The 8,997-nt window shown below is 71.6% G+C and carries 6 protein-coding genes and 1 pseudogene; 4 read left to right on the top strand and 3 right to left on the bottom strand.

What is annotated here, in order from left to right:
- Both IXW69_RS11270 and IXW69_RS11265 read left to right on the top strand, forming a co-directional pair.
- A partial coding sequence (locus IXW69_RS11270; RefSeq protein ID WP_194784358.1) for an integrase core domain-containing protein occupies positions 1-109 on the top strand: 109 nt, incomplete at its 5' end.
- Between the two features lie 249 nt (positions 110-358).
- Positions 359-1,339, top strand: a pseudogene (locus IXW69_RS11265) (NAD(P)-dependent alcohol dehydrogenase); the annotation flags it as partial.
- A gap of 101 nt (positions 1,340-1,440) precedes the next feature.
- Here the strand turns inward: IXW69_RS11265 and fumC are convergent.
- Positions 1,441-2,877 (bottom strand): class II fumarate hydratase, encoded by a 1,437-nt coding sequence (gene fumC / locus IXW69_RS11260; protein WP_194786433.1) that lies wholly within the window; start codon positions 2,875-2,877, stop codon positions 1,441-1,443.
- Between the two features lie 377 nt (positions 2,878-3,254).
- Here fumC and IXW69_RS11255 point away from each other — a divergent pair, with 377 nt between their 5' ends.
- On the top strand, positions 3,255-4,742 hold the full coding sequence (locus IXW69_RS11255) for a hypothetical protein (RefSeq protein ID WP_194786432.1): 1,488 nt from the start codon (positions 3,255-3,257) through the stop codon (positions 4,740-4,742).
- A gap of 116 nt (positions 4,743-4,858) precedes the next feature.
- Here the strand turns inward: IXW69_RS11255 and IXW69_RS12135 are convergent, their stop codons facing one another.
- On the bottom strand, positions 4,859-7,399 hold the full coding sequence (locus IXW69_RS12135) for a helix-turn-helix transcriptional regulator (protein WP_194786431.1): 2,541 nt from the start codon (positions 7,397-7,399) through the stop codon (positions 4,859-4,861).
- A 298-nt stretch (positions 7,400-7,697) separates the two neighbouring features.
- Here IXW69_RS12135 and IXW69_RS11245 point away from each other — a divergent pair, with 298 nt between their 5' ends.
- Positions 7,698-7,892, top strand: coding sequence for a CsbD family protein (locus IXW69_RS11245; RefSeq protein WP_194786430.1), 195 nt, complete (start codon positions 7,698-7,700; stop codon positions 7,890-7,892).
- A 142-nt stretch (positions 7,893-8,034) separates the two neighbouring features.
- Here IXW69_RS11245 and IXW69_RS11240 read toward each other — a convergent pair whose 3' ends face one another.
- Complete coding sequence (locus tag IXW69_RS11240; protein ID WP_194786429.1) at positions 8,035-8,841, bottom strand: amidohydrolase family protein; 807 nt, start codon at positions 8,839-8,841, stop codon at positions 8,035-8,037.
- Positions 8,842-8,997: the final 156 nt, after the last annotated feature.

Raw genomic sequence — 8,997 nt, 5'->3', positions numbered from 1 at the left:
CTCCAACCAGGAGCGCCGCGACGCCCTTGCCCCCTGGATCGAGCACTACAACACTGAACGCGGACACACCGCGCTCAACGGTCTACCTCCAACCAGCCGACTGTCATGAACCTGTCTGCCACCAACACCTAGGTCGGAGGTCCCGCGGGGTTCGACGTCGGTGCGCGAGACGCAGGACACCCCACGCCCGCCGAGCCAGGCCACCCCGGACGAGCACGACGCCGACGGCGCCTCGGCGGTCCATCCAGGTCTCGTCCGCCCGCGTCACGCACGCCACCTCGCCGCGGGGCACGCTGGTTCCACGACCGCTCCGCGTCCTGCGGAGCGCTTCCGAGGAGGACACCCCACGCCCGAGGTCCTGGCCTACGCCTGTGACGACGCCCCCCAGTTCCACCGCACGACGATCACGATCCCCGAGCCCGGACCGCACGACATCAACTTCGACGTCAAGTACGCCGGGATCTGCCACTCTGACATCCACACCGCCCGCGAGGAGTGGGGCCCGGCGAAGTTCCCGCTCACGCCCGGCCACGAGATCGCCGGCGTCGTCTCCCGGGTCGGAGACGCGGTCACCCGCTTCAAGGTCGGTGACAAGGTCGGCGTGGGCTGCATGGTCAACGCCTGCGGCGAGTGCGAGATGTGCCGGGCCGGCCAGGAGCAGTTCTGCACCGGGACGCCCGGCGGCTACGCGCAGGGCTTCACCGTCAGTGAGGAGTTCGCCTGCCGGATCCCGGACGAGATCCCCTTCGAGACGGCCGCACCCCTGCTGTGCGCGGGGATCACGACCTACTCGCCGCTGCGGCGCTTCGGCGCCGGCCCGGGGAAGCGGGTCGCCGTCGTGGGCATGGGCGGGCTGGGCGACATGGCGGTCCAGCTCTCGGCCACGATGGGAGCCGAGACCGCCGTCATCTCGCACGGCCGCTCGAAGGAGGACGACGCGCACCGCTTCGGAGCCACCGAGTTCTACGCGACGAGCGAGGAGGGCACGCTGGAGTCCCTGCGCGGCTCCTTCGACGTCATCGTGTGCACCGTGAGCGCGGACGACCTCGACTACGGCGGTCTCATCGGAACGCTCAAGCCCTTGGGGACCTTCGTCGACGTCGGTCTGCCCGAGTCGCCGACGACGCTGCACCTCGCGTCGCTCGTCATCGGTTCCAAGTCCCTGGCAGGGTCGCAGATCGGCGGGATCGCCGAGACCCAGGAGATGCTGGACTTCTGCGCCGAGCACGGCGTGCACCCGCAGGTCGAGCTCATCTCGGGCGAGGAGATCACGGCCGCCTACGACGCCGTCGTCGGCTCCAAGGTCCGCTACCGCTACGTCATCGACACCTCGACCTTCTCAGCCGTGTCGGCCGGCCGCCCGGTCAGCCCGCGCAGCACGACGGCGCCGGCCGCCCCCACGGGGTGGCCGACGCCGTCATCATGCGTGGTCGCGCGGACTCACTCCTCCGCGGCCGAGGGGTGCGTCATGTCGACCGGGACGACCCAGGCATCGAACTCCTGCTCGGTGACGAAGCCGAGCTCGAGGGCGGACTCGCGCAGGGACAGGCCCTTGTGGTGGGCGTTCTTCGCGATCTTGGAGGCCTTGTCGTAGCCGATGTGGCGGTTGAGGGCGGTGACCTGCATGAGGTTCTTGTCCAGGTTCTCCTGGATCTTCTCGCGGTTGGGCTCGATGCCGTAGGCGCAGTTCTCGTCGAAGGAGACGCAGGTGTCGCCGAGCAGCTGGATGGACTCCAGGACGGCCCAGGCCATGACGGGCTTGAAGACGTTGAGCTGGAAGTTGCCCTGGCTGCCGGCGAAGCCGACGGTCGCGTCGTTGCCGAAGACCTTGGCGGCGACCATCGTCATGGCCTCGCACTGGGTCGGGTTGACCTTGCCGGGCATGATCGAGGAGCCGGGCTCGTTCTCCGGGATGATGAGCTCGCCGATGCCGTTGCGGGGGCCGGAGGCGTACCAGCGCACGTCGTTGGCGATCTTCATGAGGGCGTCGCCGAGGACGCGCAGCGAGCCGGAGACGAGGACGAGCGCGTCGTGGGCGGACAGGGCCGCAAAAAGGTTGTCGGCCTGCTTGAACTCGATGCCGGTCTCCTCGCTGATCTTCTGCGCGGTAAGGGCGCCGAAGCGGGGGTGGGCGTTGAGCCCCGTGCCCACCGCGGTGCCGCCGATGGCGAGCTCGCGGGCGCGGGAGTCGGCGTAGCGGATGCCGTCGAGGGCGAAGTCGATCTGGGCGACCCACCCGGAGATGACCTGGCCGAGGCGGATCGGGGTGGCGTCCTGGAGGTGCGTGCGGCCCACCATGACGACGTCGTCGTACTCCTTGGCCTTCGCGTCCAGGGTGTTCCGCAGCTGCTCCACCTTGGGGTACATGCGGGCCAGCTCGCACACGACGGCGATGTGCATGGCCGTCGGGAAGGTGTCGTTGGAGGACTGGCCGCGGTTGACGTGGTCATTGGGGTGGACGGGCTTCTTGGAGCCGCGCTCGCCGCCCGCCAGCTCGATGGCGCGGTTGGAGACGACCTCGTTCGTGTTCATGTTCGACTGGGTGCCGGACCCGGTCTGGAAGACGACGAGCGGGAACTCCTCGTCGAGGCTCCCGGAGATGACGTCGTCGGCGGCGCGGACGACGAGGTCCGCGATGTCCTCCGGGAGCTCGCCGAGCTCGCCGTTGGCCTGGGCGGCGGCCTTCTTGAGGGTGCCCAGGGCCTTGATCATCGGGCGGCCCCAGACGAAGGTCTCACGGCCGATGTTGAAGTTGTGGAGGGAGCGCTCGGTCTGGGCGCCCCAGTAGCGGTCGGCGGGGACCTCGACGGTTCCCATGGAGTCGGACTCAGTGCGCGTTGCTGCGCCGGACTTCTCGGATGCCTGCTCTGTAGCCATGCCACCAGGCTAATTCCGACGAGGGCCTCCCGGGCGGGGACGGGCGTCCTAGGTGATGCTCGGCCACGACGGCGAGCGGCGTAGCCCGGCTGCAGCGTGCGCCCGCCAGGGCGGGACGTGGACGTCCGTGCAGATCGGCGGCAGCGGACCGCCAGCGCCCGATTGCGTGCGCCTTGCAGGAATACCTTCATTGATAAGCCGCCTGGTAGCGTGCCTCACGTTCTGACCCTGGCAGTTCTTGCGGCTCCGTCGCCGAAATCCTCTCCGATCACTTCACCCGCCACGACGTGCGGTTCCCTGGCCGCACGACTCTACCGCGGCACTGTGACGATGAGGGCGTCCACGTGCACGCCGCCCCACTCCGAAGGAGATCATCCGTGCCCACCCGTGAGGACGTCCTCCGATTCGCCGACCTGACCGAGGGCACCGGGCCCGGGAACCGGCAGATCGAGCTCGCCGAGTCCCTTCTCGCCTCCTCCGCCGCCCTGGGCGACGCCGACCTCGTCGTCCGCGCCCACATGATCCTCACCGAGGCCTACCGCAAGGGAGGCGACGAGTGGAGCGCCATCGAGCCCTTCGTGTGGACCGTCGGCCGCGCCACGGAGCGCCCCGACCTCTTCAGCCGCGACGACCTGCAGGTGCTCTCCCTCGTCTACTCGCACGTCATCGCCATCGCCGCCTCCAACCCGGCGGTGTCGACGCACCAGGTCGCCTGCCTCCTCGCCGCCTTCGACCGCTACACCGAGCGCCTCGGCCTGCCGCGGCGCCCCCTCCACGAGGCGAGCTACACGGCCTCGGTCCTCCTGGGCAGGCAGGACGCCAACGACGACGACCTCACCGCGCTCGAGCTGGACGACGGGCTCACCCCCCGGGGGGAGAGCGCGCGAGTCACCCTGCTCGTGGACGACCGTCTTCGGCACGGTGACACCGACGGGGCGCTGCGCGTCGCCCGCGGCGTCCTCGACGGCACGCTGCGCTCGGCCACGCAGCCCCACAACACCCTGGCCCAGCTGCTCCTCCCCCTCGTCGAGTCCGGCCGCCCCGAGCGCGCCTGGGACGCTCACCTGCGCTCCTACGCGCTGCACCGGCGCAGCCCGTCCAAGGCGGCCTGGCTCAAGGAGCACCTGTCCTACCTGGCGCTGACGGGCCAGCTCGAGCGCGGTATGCGCCTCCTGCGGCGCCACGGGAGATGGACGGCGAGCACGGACGCGGCGAGCGATCTCCTCGACATGCTCCAGGGCGCCTACCTCGTGCTGCGGGAGGTGGAGCGCGCCGCACGCGGGCTGTCTGAGGGCGAGCTGTGGATGCCGACGCGCCTCGAGATGCCCCCGAGCGAGCGCTGGCGCCCCTCGGCGCACGTGACACGCCCGATGGACCTGCCCACCGCCCTCGCCGCCACGCGGCAGTGGGTGAGCATGCTGGCCGGCGCCTTCGACGAGCGCAACGGGAACGACGTCATCTCCACGGAGGTCGGCGAGTGGCTCGAGCGCCCGCGACTGCTCGAGGGGCCCGGGACGGAGCACGTCGTGCGGCTCGTTCGCACCCCCGAGCCGCTTCCCGGCGACCGGCCGTCCGAGAGCGGGACACCCTCGGACGAGGCACTGTCGCGGACGGTCGCGGCGGCCAACGAGGCCCTCTCCTCCCACCGGCCGTCCCTGGCGATCACGCCCATGGTCGCGCTGGCTCGGGTGCTGGAGGACCGGGGACGCGACCTCGAGGCCTCGGACGCCCTCGAGGTCGCCCACGAGATCGCCGCCGCCTCCGGGAGCCGTCGAGCGCCTGCCCTCGCACGCGGGGTGCGACGGACGCTCGGGACGGCCATCGAGGCTCTCGAGGGACCCGGGCGCGCCGTCACCTCTGCCTGACCCCGCAGCTGAGCCCAGCGCAAGCCGCCCGGCGGACGCGCACCGGCGCACCCCGCGCCTCATCGGCCACGTGCCTAACGAGGGCTCGGCACCGCGACGACTAGGGGGCTAGGCGACTAGTTGAGCAGCCCCATGGAGCGCGCCACCTGGACGGCGCTCGCCCGGTCGTGCACGCCGAGCCGCTTGTAGAGGGCCTTGGCGGTCGAGCGGACCGTCTCCACGCCGAGGAAGAGGTCGTCGGCGATCTGGCCGAGGGTCCCGCCCCCGACGAGCCCGTGCAAGACGTCCTGCTGGCGGGGCGTCAGGACGACGTCGCGCGCCGGCCCCGGCTCGGCGGGCCCCTCGATCGTGAGTCCCGGCAGCGAGGCGAGGGACGGGTCGAGGGACGACAGGACGGTCTCGCGGCACACGGCCGGAAGGAGCGCGAGCGTCGCCAGGGAGTCCTGCCACTCCCGGAGGTGGAGGAGCGTGTCCGGGGTGCGGGTCGGGTCGGCGCGGTTCATGGCGCCGGCGCGGATGCCGTGGGCGAGCAGGCGCCAGCGGTCCAGCGACGTCGGCATCTCGGTCATGCGGGCCACGAGGTTCTGGGCTGACTCGAGGTGGTCGAGGTTGAGCTCGATACCGGCCTGGATGACGAGTGAGAGCTCGGTCGGGATGGTGCCGCCGTCGAGCCAGCGCTGGGCGGACTGGTTGCGCCCCTCGCGCACGTCGAGCAGGGCGAGCACCCCGTGCAGCGGCCACCACTCGAACTCGTGTGAGTCGGTCCACCGGGAGCGCCCGAGGAAGGCCTGGACCCACTGGGCGGCGGTGATGGGACCGCGCTGGAGGAGGAGGACGAGGGCCTCGGCCTCGAGCTCGTAGGGCGTGAAGCCCGTGTTGATGTCGATCTCGGTGGAGGCCAGGGAGAACCGGGGCGTGGAGTCCGCGCAGTAGCGGCGCGCGATGTGGACGATGTGCTCGGGCTCGGAGTCGCGCGAGCCGACGTGCCTGACCTGGTTCTCGTAGAGGGAGATCTGCGTGCGGGCGCGGGCGTGGACGCCGGCGACGGTCGCTAGGAGGGCCGAGCGGGCGGTGAGGCCCAGGCGCAGGGCCGGCGCGCGGTCGATGTCGACGTCGGCCATCTCACACAGCGACTGCGCGCGGTTGACGCAGGCCTGCGCGTCGGCGATCGAGGCCATGGACAGGCAGCCGTCGGCCGCCCCCATGAGGGCGAAGGCGAGCAGGGCCAGCTCGTCGGTGAAGCGCGGCGAGAGGTCGAAGGCTCGGGTCGCCTCGTCGTGAGCGGAGGCGGCGCACGTCGCCAGCCACCGGGCGCCGTCGGCGAGCGCCTCCCGAATGCCCTCGGTGGTGGCGCCGTGGACGGTCGAGACTCCGCCGACGAGGCGGTCCCGCAGGTCGATGAACTCGGGGTTGATGAGGTCGGGGTCGGCCTGGGAGAGCAGGTGGAGGAGGTCGACCCAGGGCACGGTCAGGTCCGGGGGCAGGTCGCAACCGGCGATCCAGTCGCGGGCGGCGGCCAGGTAGGGCCACTCGTCGGCGGGGACCTGCGTGGGCCACAGCGAGGCCAGGACCCGGCGCTGGCGCTCCGTGAGGAGGACGAGGGAGGGCATCTCGGCGGCGAGGACCTGGTCCAGGACGCTCCAGGCACCGAGCGAGGTGGTGATGGCGACGCGGTCGAGCGCGGAGAGCGGAACCTCGGGGCTCGCGGCGACCTGGGCGATGGTGCGGCGCAGACGACTCGCCTTGCGCGCGTCAGCGGCGACGGCGAGCCGGACGAGCTCGGCGGCGAGCGCCGGCGGGAAGGCGGGGTCACCGGACCCGACCGAGAAGATGGCGGAGTACTCACGGGCCTCGCGCACCTGGGCGACCGTGACCTCGCGAGCGAGGACCTCGGACGTGACGGCAGCCATCGTCCGCTCGGGCAGCGGGGCGATCCAGGCGTGCATGAGGCGCAGCGGCTCGTTGCGCACCGACTGGAAGGCCCGGGAGGCCCACTGGTGGGCCGCGGCGACGAGTCGCGACTCCCCTGACTCGGCACCGCGCCGTGCCATGGAGCGCCGGGCGGCGACGGCGTTGAGGGAGCCCTCGCGCGGCGGGTGGACGGGGCGGGCGACATCGTCGACGACACCGAGGTCCTCGAGGGCGGCAGCGAGGAGCACCGGGACGCCTCCGGTGACGTCCAGGACCTCTCGGCGCCACACGACGTCGGAGGCGACGGCGGGAGCGATGGCCTCCAGGTCGGACTCGGTCACGAGGAGACCGGCGGGCCCGATCTTCAGCTCGAAGCAGCCGAGGCGGCCGTCGAGCGGGTCGGCGTCGACCTCGGCGACGGCGATGACCGGAGCGGCCAGGGCTCCCGGGGCCATGGCCTCGGTCAGGAGGCGTTCGAGGGCGGCACGGGTCTCGGGATCCTCGCCCACCCACTCGATGAGGACGGGGCGTCGACCCGACACGGATCGGCGCAGGGCGGCGACGTCATCGACGGCAGTGACCCGGTGGCGGCGGTAGGCGCCGCCGATCGAGTTGAGCGCGGTCTCCACGATCTCGACGGGGCGGAACTCGTGCGGGCCGTGGATGAGCGCCGCGTCGGACTCGGCGAGCATGGCGGCGATGCGCGGGGCGATCCGCGCGACGATGCGGTCCAGGACGTCACTCACGTCTTCCGCGCCTCCTTCGGTCACCGGTCCCTGCGAGCCTCCGACCGGGTGAGTCCGGGGGCGGTCATGTCGCCGACGGCGTACGGCGACCCGCGGAAGCCTAGTCGGATGACTTCACCCACTCAAATCACCCTCGGGTGAAGTTCCTGCAATGACGCCGTTCTGTGACCGTCGTGGTGCTGCTCTCACCGCCGATGCCGATTTGCGGACTTCGCTCTCAGAGCGATCCGGCCGCCTCGACGAGCACGCCGGCCGACCCTGTGAGAGGCTCGGGTCACACTGCATGGAAGGAGCCGACATGGCTGACAGCGACGCGAAGTTCGACCAGGTGGCCGGCAAGGTCAAGGAGACCGCTGGCAAGGTCACCGGGGACAAGGAGACCGAGACGGAGGGCCGTCTTCAGAACGCCGACGGTCAGGTCGCCGAGAAGGCCGACGACGCCAAGGCGACGCTCAAGGGTGTGGCCGACCACCTCAGCGGCAAGGACGAGTGAGCCCGTCTCCTCCCTCGTCGCCCTGACGGGCGCTCACGGCGCCCCCGACCCAACCCGGGCCGGGGGCGCCGTCCCGTGTCGAGCCCGCCGAGAGGCGCGACCCGAGGCCTGCGGGGCGCCGTCCCGACCGATCGGTCAGCCCTCAGTCGAGGGGTAGCGGGAGACGGTAGAAGCGCACGGCGTTGGCGTAGAAGACGTCATCGAGGAGCTCGGCGGGCACGAGCGACGCGAGAAGGCCGAGGTCCTCGGGCGCGAAGGGGCGCCGGGCCCGCGTGGAGGGCAGGTCGGTGGCCGCCATGAGGGCGCCGGGGTTCGCCTCGAGGAGGCGCGGCACCGCTTCGGCCGGGTCGAGGTCGACCCGGCCGAAGCCGTCGGCCTTGACGCGCACGCCCTTCTCGACGATTCGCACGAGGTGTGGCACTCCTTCGGCGGTCATGCCGAGGTGGTCGATGCTGACGGAGGGCAGGGATACGAGGAGCTCGGCGATCTCGGGGAGGTCCGCCGCGTCGAGGTACAGCTCGGTGTGCCAGCCGGCGAGGTCGTGGACGCGCCGCGCGAGGCCCTCGAGGTCCTCGAGGGCGGCGGAGCCTCCGCGATAGGGGTTGAGGCGGATTCCGCGCACGCCCGCGGCATCGAGCTCGAGGACGCGCCGGTCGGAGGTGTCCGGGGCGAGCTGGATGACGCCCGCGAAGGCCGGGCCGAGCTCGGCCAGCGCGTCGACCATGAAGTCCTGCTCGAGGCCCTGGAAGGAGCCGGCGACGACGGCGCCGCCCTCGACACCCAGGCCACAGGTGCGCGCCCGGTAGCTGCTGATGGTGAAGGGCTCCGGCAGATAGCCCTGGTCCGGTCGCAGCGGGTAGGCGGGGTCGATGATGTGGACGTGGGCGTCGATGAGCCGCGTCCAGGGGCGGACCCCGGAGCGGGTGACCGTCCCGGCGGTGTCGAGCATGAGCGTCTCCTCTCCCCCGTCAGCCTAGGTGTTGGTGGCAGACAGGTTGGTGACACTGGGAAGGGTTGACGTAGTGGGGAGGACCCCCGTTGGGTGTGGCTTGTCGACGGTCACACCAACTCAAACGGAGGTCCTCGTGACTCACTCTAATGCGCG

It is taken from the genome of Actinomyces haliotis, assembly GCF_015355765.1.
Taxonomy (GTDB): Bacteria; Actinomycetota; Actinomycetes; order Actinomycetales; family Actinomycetaceae; genus Actinomyces; species Actinomyces haliotis.
Note: the sequence above shows the minus strand (reverse complement) of the source record. Positions and strands in the feature narration are given on the sequence as shown.